Annotated in this window: 15 protein-coding genes; 4 read left to right on the top strand and 11 right to left on the bottom strand. The window is 63.5% G+C overall.

The features are described 5' to 3' along the window. Window positions 1-10 precede the first annotated feature (10 nt). Window positions 11-1273, top strand: coding sequence for an MFS transporter (locus BJD99_RS16415; protein WP_084348222.1), 1263 nt, complete (start codon window positions 11-13; stop codon window positions 1271-1273). Here the strand turns inward: BJD99_RS16415 and BJD99_RS16410 are convergent. The 9 genes from BJD99_RS16410 to lat form a co-directional block, all read right to left on the bottom strand. Next, on the bottom strand, window positions 1257-1439 hold the full coding sequence (locus tag BJD99_RS16410; protein WP_084348221.1) for a hypothetical protein: 183 nt from the start codon (window positions 1437-1439) through the stop codon (window positions 1257-1259). The genes BJD99_RS16415 and BJD99_RS16410 overlap by 17 nt on opposite strands. 2 nt (window positions 1440-1441) lie before the next feature. Beyond that, window positions 1442-1846: a PPOX class F420-dependent oxidoreductase gene (locus BJD99_RS16405; RefSeq protein ID WP_084348220.1), complete on the bottom strand. Its 405-nt coding sequence runs from the start codon at window positions 1844-1846 to the stop codon at window positions 1442-1444. A gap of 76 nt (window positions 1847-1922) precedes the next feature. Next, window positions 1923-2930, bottom strand: a complete 1008-nt coding sequence (locus BJD99_RS16400; protein ID WP_084348219.1) for a beta-ketoacyl-ACP synthase III — start codon at window positions 2928-2930, stop codon at window positions 1923-1925. A gap of 98 nt (window positions 2931-3028) precedes the next feature. After that, window positions 3029-3898 (bottom strand): alpha/beta fold hydrolase, encoded by an 870-nt coding sequence (locus BJD99_RS16395; RefSeq protein ID WP_084348218.1) that lies wholly within the window; start codon window positions 3896-3898, stop codon window positions 3029-3031. Window positions 3899-3911: 13 nt separating this feature from the next. Beyond that, window positions 3912-7151: a bifunctional lysylphosphatidylglycerol synthetase/lysine--tRNA ligase LysX gene (lysX, locus tag BJD99_RS16390; protein ID WP_256895882.1), complete on the bottom strand. Its 3240-nt coding sequence runs from the start codon at window positions 7149-7151 to the stop codon at window positions 3912-3914. Between the two features lie 197 nt (window positions 7152-7348). Beyond that, on the bottom strand, window positions 7349-7762 hold the full coding sequence (locus tag BJD99_RS16385) for a TIGR03668 family PPOX class F420-dependent oxidoreductase (RefSeq protein WP_084348335.1): 414 nt from the start codon (window positions 7760-7762) through the stop codon (window positions 7349-7351). A gap of 23 nt (window positions 7763-7785) precedes the next feature. After that, window positions 7786-9867 carry a bifunctional diguanylate cyclase/phosphodiesterase gene (locus BJD99_RS16380; protein WP_256895824.1) on the bottom strand — a complete coding sequence of 694 codons (2082 nt, stop codon included), beginning with the start codon at window positions 9865-9867 and terminating at the stop codon, window positions 7786-7788. Window positions 9868-9999: 132 nt separating this feature from the next. Continuing rightward, window positions 10000-11850 (bottom strand): anthranilate synthase family protein, encoded by a 1851-nt coding sequence (locus BJD99_RS16375; protein ID WP_084348216.1) that lies wholly within the window; start codon window positions 11848-11850, stop codon window positions 10000-10002. Window positions 11851-12041: 191 nt separating this feature from the next. Then, window positions 12042-13385, bottom strand: a complete 1344-nt coding sequence (lat, locus tag BJD99_RS16370; protein WP_084348215.1) for an L-lysine 6-transaminase — start codon at window positions 13383-13385, stop codon at window positions 12042-12044. Between the two features lie 117 nt (window positions 13386-13502). Between lat and BJD99_RS16365 the strand changes: the two genes are divergently transcribed. After that, window positions 13503-15050, top strand: coding sequence for an aldehyde dehydrogenase family protein (locus tag BJD99_RS16365; RefSeq protein ID WP_084348214.1), 1548 nt, complete (start codon window positions 13503-13505; stop codon window positions 15048-15050). 121 nt (window positions 15051-15171) lie between these two features. Here BJD99_RS16365 and map read toward each other — a convergent pair whose 3' ends face one another. Next, the gene (gene map / locus BJD99_RS16360; protein WP_084348332.1) at window positions 15172-15942 is read right to left on the bottom strand and encodes a type I methionyl aminopeptidase; all 771 of its coding nucleotides are present in this window, start codon (window positions 15940-15942) and stop codon (window positions 15172-15174) included. A gap of 99 nt (window positions 15943-16041) precedes the next feature. Between map and BJD99_RS16355 the strand changes: the two genes are divergently transcribed. After that, a complete protein-coding gene (locus tag BJD99_RS16355; RefSeq protein ID WP_084348213.1) occupies window positions 16042-16308 on the top strand; it encodes a helix-turn-helix domain-containing protein in 267 nt (88 codons plus the stop codon). 53 nt (window positions 16309-16361) lie between these two features. Here the strand turns inward: BJD99_RS16355 and BJD99_RS16350 are convergent, their stop codons facing one another. Then, entirely contained in the window at window positions 16362-18053 is a 1692-nt protein-coding gene (locus tag BJD99_RS16350; protein ID WP_084348212.1) for a cutinase family protein, read from the bottom strand. A 214-nt stretch (window positions 18054-18267) separates the two neighbouring features. Here BJD99_RS16350 and BJD99_RS21030 point away from each other — a divergent pair, with 214 nt between their 5' ends. Then, entirely contained in the window at window positions 18268-18405 is a 138-nt protein-coding gene (locus BJD99_RS21030; RefSeq protein WP_218775728.1) for a hypothetical protein, read from the top strand. Window positions 18406-18410: the final 5 nt, after the last annotated feature.

Raw genomic sequence — 18410 nt, 5'->3', positions numbered from 1 at the left:
CGTCGAGGAAATGAGTTCATCGATGACCGATGCGGACGCCGACCGCCTCTGGGAGGGTCATCCTCGCGGGTCGCGCGAATACAAGCGCCTGGTTGCGGCCTTGTTGTTCGCGGGTATCGCGACTTTCGCACAGCTCTACTCGGTGCAGGGAATTCTCCCGCTCATCGCGGCCGGCCTCGACATCACGCCGTCGCAGTCCTCTCTTGCGGTCGGAGCGGCCACGGTTGGGGTCGCCGCCGCGGTCCTGCCCTGGTCGGTGGTCGCCGATCGCATCGGACGAGTACGCGCGATGGCCATCTCGGTGATCGCCGCAACGATTCTGGGACTGATGGTTCCACTGTCCTCTTCACTACCGATGCTGCTGTCGATTCGCTTCTTCGAAGGTGCAGCCCTCGGCGGACTCCCCGCGATTGCCATCGCCTACCTGAGCGAGGAAGTGCACGGCAAACACACCGCGCTCGCCGCAGCAACGTACGTCTCCGGTACCTCCATGGGCGGTCTGCTGGGTCGGATCGTCGCCGGACCTGTTGCGGAGTACACCAACTGGCGCGTCGGGACCTTGACGGTGTCGGTACTCGCCGCGGCAGCGGCGGCCCTTTTCGTGTGGCTGGCACCGACGCCGCGCAGATCTCCCACCATCTCCCGCGACGGTCCCTCACTGCCGAGACGTCTGTGGGCGAACCTCCGCGAGCCCGGCATGCTGACCCTGTACGGCCAAGGCTTCCTGCTCATGGGCGGATTCGTCGCAATTTACAACTACCTCGGCTTCCGCCTCGAAGCCGGCCCGTTCGGGCTCCCTCAGTCCCTCATCAGCCTCATCTTCGTGGCGTATCTCAGCGGGACCGTGTCCTCGCGCATCGCCGGACAACTGGCGGTCCGCCACGGCAGAAGCGTCGTCCTCGCCGGTTCGACGGCCACCATGGCCGTCGGTGTCGCACTGACAATCAGCACGAACCTGATCGTCATCCTGACTGGATTGGTCGTACTGACCATCGGATTCTTCGCCGCCCACGCCATCGCGTCGGGGTGGACGGGTCAGCGTGCGGTGGTCGGACGCACCCAAGCGACGTCGCTGTACAACCTCTTCTACTACGGCGGATCCAGCGTTCTCGGCTGGCTAGGAGGAGTGGTATTTCAGACGTATGGCTGGACCGCGATGGCGCTGTTCGTCATAGGTCTGACCGTGACCGCCGGTGGATGGGCACTGCTGCAGGGCACACGACTGAAAACCACGCTTCCAGCCCCGACGCCCCAGGTCACACCGCAGCGCTGAGGGCGACCGTGAGCGGGACGACGCTCAGACAGCAAATCGCCAGTATCAACATCGCGATGACGCCTCGGCGATCCCATTTCTGCTGAGCTCCAGCGGCCGCCGAAACGAAGAGGACGAATCCGATGCAGACCGAACCGATGGTGATGGCGACGGGAGTGGACAGCACGACTAGCTGGTCTTCATGCTGCCCCAGCCGACATACGCATCGACCGAGAGGTAACCGGTGACCCGGGGCTGGTCGCGCACCGGGTACTTGTCGCCGGTGTAGTGGGTCGAGATGCGGTCGATGTCGACCAGATCAGGATCGTCAGCCAGCGTGATGGTGCCGTGAATGGTGATGTGGGTGTACCAGCTGGCCTCGTCGAGCACCGAGATCGACACCCTGGGGTTGCCGCGGATGTGCTCGAGGCGCTTACGTCCGGCCTCGAAGTTCAAGACGATCCGACCGTCCTCCCACAGGTACCAGGTGGGGGCGGTGATGGGTGTGCCATCTGCTCGTACCACCGCCATGACTGCGGGGTTCGGCTTCTTCAGCAGCTCGACGGCTTCCGGCGGCAACGGTGGTTTCGGCATGACGCCACTCTACTTCCGGCCGAGAACGAGCGAGGTCGGTCTCGGCCGGAAGAGATGAACTACAGGAAGAGAAAAACTACAGCGTGGGGAGCTTGACGACCTGCCCGGCGTAGGACAAGCCGGCTCCGAACGCGAGGAGCAGGGCGGTGTCGCCCGCCTTGGCCTTGTCGGTGCGGAGCAATTCCTCCATCGCCAACGGAATCGACGCGGCCGAAGTATTGCCGGTCTCCTCGATATCGTTGGCGACGACGGTGTCGTCGCCGAGGTGCAGGCTCTTGGCGAGCAATTCGGTGATGCGGCTGTTGGCCTGATGCGGGATGAACGCGTGCAGCTCTTCGGTCTGGATACCCGCCGCGTCGATCACTCTCTGTGCTGCCTTACCCATCTCGAACGCGGCCCAGCGGAACACCGAGATGCCGTTCATCTTGATCCAGGGACGCTCGGCGCCCTCGGTCGTGATGTAGTCGTACCAGTCGATCGTCTGGTAGATGGCGTCCGCCTGCGAACCGTCGGAGCCCCAGACGACGGGCCCGATCTCGGTTTCGTCACTCTGGCCGACCACTACCGCGCCCGCGCCGTCGGCGAAGATGAATCGCGTCGTGCGGTCGTACGGGTCGGTGGTCTCGCTCAGCTGTTCTGCGCCGATGACGAGGACGTACTTGCAGGTTCCGGCTTTGACCAGATCGGACGCGACGGCGAGGGCGTAGCAGAATCCTGCGCAGCCGGCGCCGATGTCGAATGCGGCAGGGCCCTTGGTGCCGAGTGCGTGCGCAACCTTGGCGGCAGCCTGCGGGGTCTGCTCGAGGTGCGTCGACGTCGCGACGATGACGGTATCGATGTCCTCGGCCGAGACGCCGCTTGCCGCGAGAGCCTTCTTGCCGGCCTCGGTGGCCATGAATACGACATTTTCTTCGGGCTTGGTGAAGCGACGATTCTTGATGCCCGTCCGCGTCTGGATCCACTCGTCGCTCGAGTCGATGGTTTCGCAGATTTCGTCGTTGGTCACCACCCGCTCGGGGCGGTGGACACCCAAGCCGAGAAGCTTGGACTGTCGGCCGGAAGTTGTGCTTATCGATGCACCCATCTGTGTTCCTCTCGTGCTACCGCGCCATCGCCGAACTGTGGATCGGGTCTTGGGCTACGGGCTCGAGAGGACACGTTACGTGCGCGGAGTTCGGTACGTCACACCAGTTCGGCAATCAGGCCCGCCACCTCGGCGGGTTGGTCGATCATCGCGTGATGATGGGCGTTCGTGACGACGGAGAACTTCGCGTCCAGACACTGCGCCAGTCGCCGCTGTTTGGCAATCCAGTGACGTCCCCACGGTGTAGGTCGACCGGTGTGGGCGGCGACGACGGTCGCCGGCACATCCGGCATCGGATGGCTGCGTCTGATTCGGTTGAGTTCGAGTGCCAGGTCCGGGTAGACGAAGTCCTCCACCAGCGCCGCCTCGAGGTACGACGGCGTCCGATAGATCTGTGCGATCCAGTCGTAGGTCTCGATCGGAATGCCGTCGGGAGGGATGGACTGATTGAGAATGCGTCGGACCGTAGTTCCCAGTAGTCGCTGCAGTCCGAGTGTTGTCAGTGTCCGCGAGAGGGCATATGCCGCGGAAATACGACAACGCCTCGGAATCAGATGCCACGGATCTCGCTCCGCGCTCGAGTCGAGCAGCAGCACTCCCGCGGTGCGCGACGGGTACAGCCGAGCGAACGCCTCCGCGTAGAACCCTGCGATCGAGTGCCCGACGACCACGGCAGGGTCTGGCAGCTCGAGGGCGTCGAGAACGCCGACGATGCGAGCTGCCTCGGCCTCGACGGTGGGGGTGTGGCCGCGCGGAAACGATTCGCTGAGCCCGAACCCGGGTCGGTCGAACACGACGACGGTATGAAATGCCGACAAAATCGCGGCCGCGTCGTCCCAGTCGAACCAATTGCCTCCGAGTCCGCCGCACAGGACGATCGGCGGACCACCACCGGTCACCACGACGTGTGTGCGCAGTCCGTCGACTACGACGAACCTGCCGGGAGGTGATTGTTTCATGTGAAACATTGCAAATTTTTCGTTACTGTCGCGGCTTCGCGAGGGGGAAGGCCAAGGTCTCGCGGATGCTGCCACCGGTGATCAACATGACGACGCGATCGACACCCATGCCGAGACCGCCTGTCGGCGGCATGCCGTACTCGAGTGCCTGCAGGAAGTCCTCGTCGAGCGACATCGCTTCCTCGTCACCACCCGCCGCGAGAAGAGATTGTTCGGTCAGTCGGCGACGCTGATCGACGGGGTCGGTGAGCTCGCTGTACGCAGTGCCCAGTTCGACACCCCACGCGACGAGATCCCACTTCTCGGCAACACCCGGAATCGACCGATGCGGACGGGTCAACGGCGACATCGACGTCGGGAAGTCTGTGTAGAAGGTGGGGAACTCGGTGTAGTCCTCGACCAGATGCTCGTACATGCCCTGTGCGACGGCGCCTGCATCCCAACTCTTTTCGTATGGAACGTCGTTCTCCTCGCAGAGTCTTCGAAGTTCGGCGAGTGAGGTGTCGGGGGCGACCGGGACGCCGAGCTTCTCTGCGACGGCCCCGTGCAGTGTTTTGACGGGCCATTCACCGGAGATGTCGATTTCGATCATTTCGCCGTTCGGGCCGTCGGGTCGAAGGACGATTTCGCGACCGTGTGCGGCGATAGCGGCCTGCTGAATGAGCTCGCGGCACAACACCATCGCCTGCTCGTAGTCACTGTGTGCCTCGTACGCCTCGAGGATGGTGAACTCCGGGTTGTGCTTGAAGTCGGCGCCTTCGTTGCGGAACACTCGGCCGATCTCGAACACCTTGTCCATCCCGCCGACGCACAGCCGCTTCAAGTACAGCTCGGGTGCGATCCGCAGATACAGATCGAGGTTGTAGGCGTTGATGTGGGTGATGAACGGGGCCGCGTTCGCTCCGCCGTGAACCTGCTGCAGGATCGGCGTCTCCACCTCCATGTATCCGCGGCCGGACAGTGAATCCCGCATCGATTTGACCACGTTGCTGCGAGCGATCATCAAATCCCTTGTGCTGCGGTTGATCGCAAGATCGACGTAGCGTTGACGCACCCGAGATTCGGGGTCCTTGAGGCCCTTCCACTTGTCCGGCAGTGGGTGCAGGCATTTGGCATTCATCCGCCAGTCGCCGGCGAGCAGTGAGAACTCGCCCTTGTTGCTTCGTCCGATCACTCCGCTGACCTCGATGAGATCGCCCAGGTCGAAGTCGGCATCGAATTCGTCCAGCTTGTCCCCGACGCGGGCCCGGTCGAACAACACCTGGATGTCGTCGGTCCAGTCCCGCACGATCGCGAAGGCGACCCCGCCGTAGTCTCGAATTCGTAGTAGACGACCGGCAATCCGAACCGTCGTTCCCTGGGGCGCCGCCAATGCCTCGGCGACGGAATGCGTCGGTGGATGTGCGACGGGGTAGCCCTCGGTTCCCTCGCTCTCGAGGCGCTCGAGCTTGGAGATCCGGACGCGAACCTGGTCGGGGCGCCGAGGCCCCTGCGGCTGCTCGACCTCCTCCGCTACATTTTCCGGTCCGCTTCCGTCACTGTGGATATCGGTATTGTCGGCGAGAGCTGCCGGCACGGACACGTGGCTACCGGTGTGCTTGCGTGCGCGCCGGAAACTCGGGAGCGTCAAGAAGCCCTCGGCGATCGCAGATGCGATGCCGACCTTCGGTAGTACGCGACTGTCGGCGAAGCACAGATAGCGCGGTTCCCAGTCGGGTTGATACTTCAGATTCGAGCGGTACAGCGCCTCGAGTTGCCACCACCGCGAGAAGAACACGAGCATCGAACGCCAGATCCGCAGCACCGGCCCAGCTCCGATTCGGCTGCCCTCCTCGAACACGGCTCGGAACACCGCAAAGTTCAACGAAATCTTGCTGACCCCGAATTGGTCTGCACCGGTTGCCAGTTCGGTGACCAGAAGTTCGATCACCCCGTTGGGGGACTGGGGATCGCGTCGCATCAGATCCAGCGAAACGCCAGTACGACCCCACGGCGCCAACGACAGAATGCCGACGGTCTTCTCGCCCGCTCTGGCTTGAACCAGCATGCAATCGCCGTCGAGCGGATCGCCGAGGCGTCCGAGAGCCATCGAGAATCCACGTTCGGTCTCGGTGTCGCGCCACGCGTCGGCGCAGTCGATGATCTCGGCCATCTCGGGTGCTGGAATGTTGCGGTGACGACGTATTTCCACCGTCACGCCCGCCTTGCGTGCACGGGTGACAGCTTGGCGGACCGGACGCATCTCACGGCCGTTGAGGTTGAACGTCTTGGTGTACAGGATGGCCTCGTCGCCGAGTTCGAGGACGTTCAGGCCGGCCCGCTTGTACGCCGTGGCACCGATTTCGCTGGCCCCCATCACCGCAGGCGACCAGCCGTACTTTGCGGCCAACTCGAGCCACGCGTCGATGGCGTGCGGCCACGCCTCGGGATTGCCGATGGGATCTCCGCTGGCCAAACACACCCCGACCTCGACGCGATAGGTGACCGCAGCCTTACCGCTCGGGGCGAACACGACACCCTTGTCACGCCGGGTGGCGAAATAACCGAGGGAGTCGTCCGCTCCCCATTTGTCGAGGAGGCCGCGCAGTGCCGACTCGTCGCTGCCCGTCAGGGCATTGGTCGAGCGCTGCGACCGGAACAGGGTGACGACGGCCGCGAGCAATGCGAGTGCGCCGAACAGACCGAGCAGAGTGTTGACGAAACCGTGTGGGCGACCGCTGAATTGCTCGTTGTCCACCGTCGCCAATGCCGTGACGCGGTTGAAGGCCCACAGGAACGTTTCGTTCTCCGGGAGAGTGCCGGGGAACAGTGCGACCAGAGCCCATCCGAGCAGGGTGCCGATGATCGCGCCCAGGACCAGAACTCCGAGAGCTTTCCACACCGCGCCGCGTCGTACGCGGGTGTAGAACTCCTTACGCGCCGCCACCAGAATGCCGATGACGACGACGTGGACGCCAAGGGCGACCCAGGCACTGGCGTTCTTCTCCTGGATCCCCTCAGCGAGATTGGTGAGCGCGAACAGCGCGAGATAGAGCGTCAGGAACCACCAGGCGATGCGCTTACGGCTTGCCAAGGCTGCCGCAGTGAGACCGACTACGAGCGCCCATGCCAGTGAGGTATCCGGGGCATCGATGTAGAAGTTGTCGACGTACTCTCGCGGTACTCGCACGGCTTCTCGCAGCGCCGGGGAGATACTCCACAGAAACACCAGCACAGCAAAAGTGCCGAGAATCAGCCCGGCGATGTGTGGAACCTTCGCCAGCCGGCCATGTTCGGGTGGAGCGAAGGCCCGCGCTGGCCTCTCCTCGCCGCCCCCGCGAGCGGACTTCTCCGGTGACACCGATGTGCTCGTCAATGCCCACTCCTGCCGTCGGCGTTACCAACTACCCAGGGCCAACGGTAACGCCGACGACAGGTTCAAGGGGGATCATTCCACAGTCGAGGGTCTGTGGGCGCTGGTTAGGAGGCTTTCCAGGACCGCCAGGTCAACTTTTCGACGATGATTGCCGGACCCTCCGGCCGGGCAGAAGCGTATTGCTCGTACTTCTCCACGAGAGCGTCGATTGCAGTTCTGCCCTCGTCGGAGTGAGCGTCGACGACACGGGCCGATCCACTGGCGCGAACCCACCAGAGGTTGTCCCACTCGTCTTCGTAATTGTCGACGATGAGGCCGACAGCCGGGTCGGCGCGGATGTTGTCCAGCCGCTGGAGTTTACGGGTGGATTTCGGTTTCCAATCGATGGCGGTGACGATGCGATCGTCGACGACGGCGAAGACGACAGGCACGAGATGTGGTGTGCCGTCGGGATTGATCGTCGACAGGATTGCTCGGCGCGCGGCGGAAAAGCGGATGGTGTCGTCGGCGATCTTCACAGTTGATTCCTTCTGACGCGCGGTCATGCAGAGGCGCTGTGCGCGCCGTCTTGACATAGGACGCTCTCGAGCTGGACGGCTGACATCGGACGACCGAGAAGGTGGCCTTGTCCGAAGGTCACTCCCATGTCAGCGCAGGAAGCCATTTGCTCGGGCGTTTCGATTCCTTCGACAACAGTGTCCTTGCCCAGGTCGTGCGAGACGTCGACGACAGCTTTGCACAGCGCGGAGATGGCGCGCCTGCGTTGAAGGTTCTTGCTGTCGAGGTGCTGGGTGAGTGATCTGTCGATCTTGAGGATGTCGACGGGCAGGGTTGCGAGGCGTTCGAGCGAGGAGAAGCCGGAGCCGAAGTCGTCGATCGCGACGAGAACCCCGTGCCGGCGCACGTCGAGTAGTTGGTACTGCACGGCGTCGACGTCGTGCAGCGATTTCGATTCTGCCAGTTCGAGTACGACGCGTCCGGGCTCGATGCCGAGTGAGTCGATGACGTCGATGACGTCGGTGGCGAGTGTTCCTGCGGCGAAGTGCAGCGGGCTGACGTTGATGCCGATCTGCGCCGCGATGCCACGATTCTGCCAGGAGGCGATGGTCCGGCCGACCTCGTTGAGAATCCAGTTGCTGAGCGGGATGATGAGGCCGGCGTCTTCGGCGAGGGGGATGAAGCTGTCGGGCATCAGTAGACCCAGGTCGGGGTGATTCCATCGAATGAGTGCTTCGGCGCCGATGACGATGCCGGAGGATATTTCGACGATGGGCTGGTAGAGCATCTCCAGTTCGTGTTCGGCCATGGCCACCCCACGCAAGCGTTCGAGAACTTCCAGCCGAGTGCGGTTGCTGTCGCGCAGGTCGGTCGAGAACACCTGGTGGCTGCTGCGTCCTAGTGATTTGGCTGCGTGCATCGCCGTGGTTGCGTCGTGAATGAGTTGGACCGCGTCGGTGTTCTTCGCGTCGGAGGTGGCTACGCCCACACTGGCAGTGATGGTCAGCTGGCGAGTGCCGAGCTCGAACGACGGCTCGAGGACGCTCACGAACCCGGCGGCGAGTGCGCGTGCCGCGATGGATTGACATCCGCGGGCGATGACCACGAACTCGTCGCCGGTGAGTCGGCCGAGAGTGTCACTGGGACGCGTCGACGCATCGATTCGGTGCGCGACGAGCCGGAGCAGTTGGTCACCCTGCGTGGGCCCGAGGGCGTCGTTGAACTCTTTGAATCCGTCGATGTCGACGAGCAGGACGCTGACCTCGTTGTCGTCGGTGCGCCGCTGCAGTTCACCGCGCAACAGCGTTTCGATCTCGTCCCGGCTGGCCAGGCCCGTCAGCGGGTCCTGCCGCGAGGGCTCACCCAGCTCCGCCGCAAGCGCGGTGATATCGGTGTGGGTGATGTAGAGGCCGTTACCGTCGGTGAGTAGCGCGGCTCGCATGCGGTACCAGTAGTTGTTTTCGAGTGTGGACCATCGGAAGTCGAAGGTGTGCATCGCCGAGTCACCGCCCACGAGCCCCTGGAGTCCGGTCAGGACGATCGCGGCGTCCTGATTGCCGGACTCGGCCTCAGTACGCCACATATCGAAGTAGTTTTCACCCGGAACGTAGCGCGAACCACCCGGCCAACTGCCCCAGAACTGATCCCACTGTTGGTTGACCAGCACAATGGTGCCGTTGGTGTCGAGTACAACGGTCCCAGCGGGGACTGCGTCGAGCATGGTTTGGGCGAGCTCGTCGGTCCATTCGTTTCGACCGTTGCCGAGCCGCTCGGTCGTGACATCCAGGGCCCAGATTGCGTAGCCACCCGAGCCTGGGTTGACCTTGTACGACAGCCACTTCTGCAGTGTGTACGAGAAATCTTCGACTACGCCGGACCAGCCGGGGACGCTGCACTTGGCAAGGAACTCTGCCCGAGCGGCTTCGTTGAACCACGCTTCGAGTTCGCGTCCAAGGAGGCGATCGCGCGTCGTGCCGAGCAGTTGCGCAGCGGCAGGGTTGGCGTAGGTGATGACAAGTGAGGCGTTGATCAGCAGGAGGGCTTCGGGGATCGACTCCAGCGCGTCGCGTGGCGCTGAATGAGGATCGTCGATTCGGGGTAGGGGCATGGAAGGATCTCGGTTCATCTTCCCCCCCCTGTGACCGGTCGGCCAAAAGCAAGAATAGCCCGAAAGTCTGCTTTCGCGCTAGAAACAGGATGTTTACCTTGTTTTGGTGTACGCTTGAACGATTTCTGCTGACCTAGGTCCGAAAGGCGCTCATGCCGATACGACGCCGACCGGCTCCAACAACCGCTGAACCATGCAGCGGAGGACATCGAGCCCGTCGGTCGACAGCACGGACTCCGGATGGAACTGAACCGACGCGAATCCGGCGCCCCGCAGCGCGTTGACGCCCTGAGAATCCACCGACACGCCCACCCCTGAAATCTCTCCCGGCAGCGCGGCGAATGCATTGTAGAAACCGAGTGTCCGACGCTCTCCGAAGAGCTCGACCTCTCGCTGGACTCCCTGCTGCGGACGAGAAAGCGCGACGACGTCCAACCCGAGAATCCGTGCGAGAACCTGGTGGCTCAGGCAGATCGCGAGTAGCGGTGCGCCGGCGTCGAGTCGAGCGCGGACGGCCCGCTCGACAGCACGAATTCGGTTGTCGAGAACAAGGTTCGGATCTCCGGGACCGGGTCCGCACACCAGCAGGTCGGCGTCCGTGCCGGAGTACTCTTCCCACCGAAGAACCGACACGTCCATGCCGAGGTGGCGGAGCTGATGGGCGATCATCGCCGTCCACTGATCCTCGAAATCGACGACGACTGCAGTACGGCCCAGCAGCTCGGGCAGTACGACGAGCGGCTGCTGGTCGATCCAGAACGACGCCAGCTTGTCGTTGCGCAACGCCAACGCGTCGGCGACGCCAGGGTAGGTGCCGAGACGGACGGCGTCCGTTCCACGTGGGCGTGGCGGTTCGACACCGAGGGCGGCGAGTACGCCGCCGAGCTTCGAACGTGTCTCGGCCACTTCGTGTTCGGGTACGGAGTTGCGTACGAGGGTGGCGCCTGCCGAGATCTTCAGCTCACCGGCAGGCGAGATCTCACACGTGCGGATCAGGATCGGCGCGTCGAGTGTGCTCACCCCGTCGGTGCCTTCGAACAGTGCCAACACGCCGGAATAGTAACCGCGCCCGGTGTTCTCGTAACGCTCGATGACACGTGCGGCATTCTCGATCGGTGAACCGGTGACAGTGGGTGCGAACATAGTCTCCCGCAGGATCTCGCGTGGATCCAGCTCACTGTCTCCTACCAGGACGTACTCGGTGTGCGTCAGATGGCCCATCTGTTTGAGGCGCGGACCGATGACGCGGCCACCGTTTTCGCAGATACGGCTCATCATCTTCAGTTCCTCGTCGACGACCATGAACAGCTCGTCGTTCTCTTTCGCATCACCGAGAAAGTCGAGAACACCTGCGCCCGAGGGGCCTTCGACGGGGTGCCGATAGGTACCGCTGATCGGATTCATGATCGCTGTCGTGCCATCGAATCCGACGTGCCGCTCCGGGGTCGCACCCACGAGCGTTATCTGCGGTGTGTGAACGAAAAATGTCCAGTACGAACCCGATTCACCGACCAACAGTCTTCGGAAGATCTCGAGTCCACTGGCGATCGGATCGTCCAGCTGTGCCCGAAAGTCGCGGCGGATGACGAAGTTCGCGCCCGCGCCCCGACCGATCTCGTCGGTGAGCACCCGCTCGACGACCGCAGCGTACGCGTCGTCTTCGGGCTCGAATCGGCCGTCGAGAAGGTTCAGTTCGGAGCTCGGAAGTGCGCCGAGCACCTCGTCGATACTCAGCAGGGCGTGCTCGCGGACCTGCAGGCACTGCAGCGGCGATTCGTCGTCGTGGCATACGAAACCTCGTTCGGTGACCTGCCGAAATGGGACCAGCGCCAACACGTCGGGGCCGTCGGCATGCGGATTCAACGCAATGTCGGCGAGGGACGGCGCATCGGTGACATCGCCGATCAGAACGTCGACACCATGTTCGCGGCTCAGAATCGCGAACGGCGCGGAACCGGTGAGAGCCTTGTTCAAAACTTTCGAGGTCGGAGCTTCATGCACGTCGATCAGCCTTTCGGAATCGCAAAAGGCTGCCCGCCGAGGGGCCGAGACAACAAAAAATGGCCACCTCGAAAGGCGGCCACGGTTGGAAGTACGCAAAGGTGTGGGCGCCTAAGAGCGCCACCACCATGATCCTGCAACGAGTAGAGGTGCGTACATGTCGAGTGACTGTACACACTCTCGCGCCCGAGCTAGCTCGCCATCCGCGTCAGTACTCGCTCGATCGCGTCGACGGCACGGTCCAAGTCTTCTTCGCTGATCGTCAAAGCAGGCCGGAAGCGGATCGCACTATCACCGCATCCGAGCGCGAGAACATGCTCCTCGGTGCGGAGGTCCCCGATCAAGCGGTCCCGGCTCCCGGCGTCGGGCATCGTGAAAGCGCACATCAACCCGCGACCGCGGACCTCGGTGACAATCTCGTGCCGCGTAGCCATGTCGTCGAGGCGGCTACGCAGATGAAGCCCCAGTGTGGCCGCGCCCTCGATGAGCCCCTCGGATTCGACGATCTCGAGAATCCGGCGAGAACGCACCATGTCGGTGAGGTTGCCACCCCACGTGGAATTGATGCGTGAGGAGACGGCGAATACGTGATCGTCGAGATCGTCGACGCGTCCACCCGCCATGACGCCGCAGACCTGAACCTTCTTGCCGAACGCGAGCACGTCGGGGACGACGTCGAGCTGCTGGAAAGCCCATGCGGTGCCGGTCATTCCGGCGCCCGTCTGTACCTCGTCGAGAACGAACAACGCGTCGTACTCGTGGCAGAGATCGCGAAGCTGTGCCAGGAACTGCGGGCGGAAATGGTTGTCGCCGCCTTCACCCTGAATGGGTTCGATTATCGCACAGGCGATGTCGTGGGGATTCGCCTCGAAGGCGATCTTGGCCGCGGCAAGTGCGTCGGCTTCGAGTGCGTCCATGTCCACCCCACTGCGGATGTACGGCGACGGGATGCGGGGCCAATCGAATTTCGGAAACCGGGCGACCTTGTCGGGGTCGGTGTTGGTCAGCGACATCGTGTACCCCGTGCGGCCGTGGAACGCATGCTCGAAATGCAGTACCTGCGTACCCAGTGCGGGGTCGACGCCGTGCTTGCCGTTCCAACGGCTCTTCCAATCGAACGCGACCTTGAGTGCGTTCTCGACGGCGAGCGCGCCCCCTTCGACGAAGAACAAGTGCGGCAGACGCGGGTCTCCCAGGACTCGGGCGAAGGTATCGACGAACCGCGCCATGGCCACGGTGTAGACATCGGAGTTGCTCGGCTTGTTCATCGCGGCCTGCAGCACATCGGCGCGGAAGGCCTCGTCCGACACCAGACCGGGATGGTTCATCCCGAGCGCCGAAGAGGCGAAGAACGTGAACAGATCCAGGTACGACGTGCCGTCCCTGGCATCGACGAGCGTCGATCCCTGGCTCTTGTCGAGATCGAGAACCATCTCGAATCCGTCGGCGAGCATGTGGCGGCCGATGATGGCATGGACGTCGTGGGCGTCGACAGTCGATGTAGCCGCTGCCGCGCGCTGCAATACCTGCGTCATAGTGCCCAACATACGCGTAAAGATTCCGTTAGCAAGCCCTTTGAACAGTATATTTTCCTGTGTTCGGGCATTCGGCTAGATTGAAGTGACACTCTCCGTCTTCGAAAGGTGCGCACTATGCCCTCACCCGTCACCCACGATGCGTTGAGTGTCGAGACCCGCGCCATTCTCGGGCGGCTCGGCGTTCGCGTCGATCTCGATGCCTCGACCACAGCGACCACCTCGACCATGCCGATCGTCGCGCGCTCACCGATCACCGGTGGCAATCTGGCATCCCTCGGTTCGGCCACGGTCTCCGACGTCGACGCCGTCATCGCCGACGCCAAGACGGCCTATGCCCAGTGGTCGAGCGTGCCGGCGCCCGTCCGCGGCGGCCTCATTCGTGAACTCGGTCAACTCCTGCGTGAATACAAAGACGATCTCGGTGCGCTCGTGTCGATCGAGGCGGGCAAGATCGTGTCCGAGGGCCTCGGCGAGGTGCAGGAAATGATCGACATCTGCGACTTCGGCGTCGGATTGTCGCGTCAGCTCTACGGAAAGACGATTGCTACCGAACGGCCCGGCCACCGAATGATGGAGCAGTGGCACCCCCTCGGCGTCGTCGCCGTCATCACCGCGTTCAACTTCCCGGTAGCGGTGTGGTCGTGGAATGCCGTGCTGGCGTTGGTTGCCGGTGACACGGTGGTGTGGAAGCCCTCGGAGAAGACGCCGCTGACCGCCCTCGGCGTACAGGCATTGTTCGAGCGCGCCGCCGAAAAAGCAGGCGTGGATCCGAAGGTTGCGCAGCTCATAGTCGGCGATCGGGTCGCCGGTGAAGCCCTCGTCGACGACCCGCGGGTGGCGCTCGTGTCGGCGACGGGCTCGACGCGAATGGGACGGGCCGTCGCACCCCGGGTGGCCGAGCGGTTCGGGCGGGCACTGCTCGAGCTCGGCGGCAACAACGCGGCGATCGTGACACCGTCGGCAGATCTCGATCTGACCACCCGTGGCATCGTGTTTTCCGCGGCAGGCACTGCAGGACAACGGTGTACGTCGTTGCGACGCGTTATCGTGCACTCGTCCATCGCCGAGGCGCTCGTGGAAAGGATCGCGCGGGCGTACGCCACATTGTCGATCGGGTCGCCCCTGGACCCAGGCACTCTGGTTGGACCCCTGATCGACGCACCCGCGTTCGCCGGTTTTCAGAAGGCGCTCGACGCGGCAGCGTCCGACGGCGGCATCGTGCGTGCCGGCGGCAACCGCGTCGAGATCTTCGATGAGTACGCGTACTACGTCGAGCCGACCGTCATCTCGATGCCCACCCAGACGGACATCGTCAAGCACGAGACGTTCGCACCGATCCTCTACGTGCTCATCTACGACACGCTCGACGAAGCTGTTGCCCTGCACAATGACGTGCCACAAGGGCTTTCGTCGTCGATCTTCACTACGGACCTACGCGAGGCGGAGATGTTCCTGTCCGCGGCAGGCTCGGACTGCGGTATCGCCAACGTCAACATCGGGCCATCCGGTGCCGAAATCGGCGGAGCATTCGGAGGCGAGAAGGAAACCGGTGGAGGCCGCGAATCCGGATCGGATGCGTGGAAGGCCTACATGCGCCGGGCAACCAACACCGTGAATTACTCCAACGATCTGCCTTTGGCTCAGGGAGTGAAATTCACCTGAGCAGGCCGTCGGGCGGTCGAACCGCGCACCCTTTTTGGGAACCGCGCACACGCGCTCGGACGAGAACACCGGTGTGAGGTTTACACAAAGGGTGCGCGCTCCCCAAAGGTAGACGATTCCATCACCCCACGCGGCTGGTCAGTACCAGTGGATCACCGTCGGTGATCGCGATTGTGTGTTCGCTGTGGGCGGTTCGTGAGCCGTCGGCGGATCGGATGGTCCAGCCGTCGGGGTCGTAGACGATCTTGTCGGTTCCGTGAGCGAACCACGGCTCGAGGGCGAGGGTCAGTCCGGGCCGAAGTACCAGGCCGCGGCCGGCGCGCCCCTGGTTGGGGATGTGTGGGTCCTCGTGCATGGTTCGACCGAGCCCGTGCCCGCCGAATTCGGTGTTGACCGGATAGCCGTAGTCGGCGGCGACGGCCCCGATCGCTGCGGAGATATCGCCCAGGCGTCGGCCGGAACGTGCGGCATCGATACCGGCGGCGAGGGCGTTCTCGGTGGCCTCGATCAGTCTCTGGTCTTCGGTTCGGGGCGTGCCGACGATCAGGCTGCGCGCCGAGTCTGCTACCCAGCCGTCGATCGAGACCGCGATGTCCATGGTCAACAGATCCCCGTCGAGCAGGGTGTAGTCGTGGGGGAGGCCGTGGAGCACTGCGTCGTTGACGGACAGGCAGATGACATTGCGGAACGGGCCGCGGCCGAACGAGGGCGCGTAGTCCCAATAGCAGGACACCGCGCCACGTTCGGTGATCATCTTTCGAGCGTGTTGTTCGAGATCGAGAAGATTGACTCCCACCAGGGCGCGCGCCTGCAGTTCGTCGAGTAGCTGGGCGATGAAGGCGCCGGTGGTGCGCATCGCCTCGATCTCCTGGTGTGTCTTGAGTTCCAGCACGCGTTTGCTCTCCATTTCGTCGCTGACCAAATCGGTATAGAAATACCACAGTAAACGACGGCTAGGTATTTTCATACCGGGGTGGCGTAACCTACTCGTATGGTGCGATCCCCTTTGACGCCGCAGCAGCTCGATGCCGGCAAACGTCTCGGCGCTTACCTCCGACAAGCGCGAGGCGACCGCAAGCCCGCCGAAGTGGCGCTTGCCGCGTCGATCTCACCCGAGACCTTGCGCAAGATCGAGACCGGCCGTCTGGCCACTCCAGCCTTTACGACGGTCGCTGCACTTGCAGCTGTCTTGGACGTCCCGCTCGAGCTCCTCGCCCGTATCTGTCTTCCCGAGGCAAATCTCCAGAACACTGGATAGACGACTCAGCGCCCACCCGAACAATCTCGGATAGGCGCTGAGAGGAGCAGAACTTACGGAGCCGGCGTCGTGGTGGGAGCCACCGTCGTCGGGACGGCAGTGGTAGTAGTGACCGTCCCCTCGACAGGCTGGGTTCCTTCCACTGCCTGCGTGCCGTCTACGGGCTGAGCCGGATCGACGGGCAATGCCGGGTCGGCGGGCAGAGCTGGATCGACCGGTAGTGCTGGGTCGACGGGCGGAGCGACGACCGCAGGTGCGATCGGAGCCGGCTCAGCCGGTACCGCGGGAGGTGCCGTGACGACCGAGGTCGTCGTCGGAGCGGCCGAGGTGGTCGTGGCTGTGGTCGGATCTGCCAAGACCGCGAGGCGGGCGTTTTCCTGCACGGCGGCGGTCTTGATCGGTTTGCCTGCCTCGGCGTCCTTGGCCAGCTGAGTCAGCCACGCTGCGGCGTACTGAGCCGAGGTGAGCGGCTTGCCCTTGGCCGGGTCCGCGTCGCGCCAGTAGTCGAAGTGGTGTCCCGATCCCGGTCCGAGCGTCTGCCCGTACGGATCGTTCATCACTACCTGGACGGTGTTCGTGTTCGAGCCGATGAAGCCGATGATCTCCTTGGCGATCTTCGACGGCAGGTAGGCGAGATTGACGGCCTCCGAGGCAGGAAGCGGTTCGCCGGCTTCGTCGACCTTTGCGACCGGCTTGGTCACGACGCCCGGCTTGTAGCCAGGCTCGGACACCTTGAGAAGAACGTCGAGGAACGTCTCGTCGCCGGCAAGCCAGTTGTCCTGGGCCGCGATGTCGCTGAACGCTGCGACAGCGATTCGGCCGAGTACGACCGCGAGGTCGGCGCCGGTGGCAGGGGTGAGGTTGTCGCGCTGGAGAGCGTCGACGTCGAGCTGACGTCCCACGTTGGCGGCGAGGTGCAGTAGCGAGGTGTTCTCCGGCATTGCGCAGGTCAGGTCGCCCTCGGAGCAGAATGACGCTACCTTGCCCTCGAGTGCACCGAAGCTGCCGGCGGTGCCTGGCAGTGCGCCGGCGCCCGCAGGACCGGAACCGTTCTGGTAGACCGTGTCGAATCCATCGGGGCCTGTTCCGGATGTCGATCCGGGGAATGCTCCTTCGCCCGCCTTGCGTCCGGCGTCGGCGAGAATGACGACGCCGACGACGTTGGCCGGATCGACGATGCCCCACTTGCCGTCCGGGCCTGCGGTCTGGCTACCGATCTCCATGGCTGCTCGACGCGTGACGTCGGCGCCTTCGCTGTAGCCGACAATCGCGAAGCGGGTATCAGGGCAGGATGCGGCGATGGCGCGCATGACCTTCTGTGAGTTCTCTACGCCGGTGTTGACGGCTTCGTCGTAGGACGCCATGTTGGCGGGGTACTCGACGTAGACGGCTGCGTACGAGCCTTCCGCGACCTTGTCGTTGGGCGCGCCGACCATCTGGTCGATCCAGTCGCTTTCGAAATCGCCTGCAAGAGCGGCGGGGAGCGGTGTTCCGTCGGGTGTCGTCAGCATCTTGGTGACACCGTTCTTCGGGCTGTCACCACGTCCGCCGACGGCGATGCTGACCATGTCGTAGCAGGTTGCCGTCGAGGCGAGTTCGACTTCTGCGTCAGATGAGGTGAACCCACCGAAATCGGTCAGTGCGACGCCACCGACGGCCAGTGCGCCCAGTGAGAGGAACGCCACTGCGCTCGTGGCGAGACGTCGGCGATGTGCGGGCCCGCGGGCCGAATGTCGTAAAGGCATCAAATATCCCCATCAGTTGGTCGACTCGACCCCGAACCGATGTGAACCTGCAGTCGCTCGCGCAGGTTCACCATGAACTTCGACCCGCGCCGGTCTGCGTGGCGGGCTACCTGGATTTCGCACGGGGTACCCGTCGCGTTACACCGGGATTCCAGACTCGCCGAATTCATACCCCCAGGGGGTATGGTAGAACTGAGAGATGAAGGAGATGGACGTGCTGGCAAAACTCTCGATGTTCGTGCTCGGAATTACAGTGGTGTTCTTCGCCGCCTACTTCCTCGGCTCGTTGGTGGGCCCAGTCGGAGAACAGGTTCCCGTCAGCCATGAGCATGCAGAAGTGAACGAGTCGTGACTACC

Source organism: Rhodococcus sp. 1163 (assembly GCF_002091985.1).
Taxonomy (GTDB): domain Bacteria; phylum Actinomycetota; class Actinomycetes; order Mycobacteriales; family Mycobacteriaceae; genus Rhodococcoides.
Note: the sequence above shows the minus strand (reverse complement) of the source record. Positions and strands in the feature narration are given on the sequence as shown.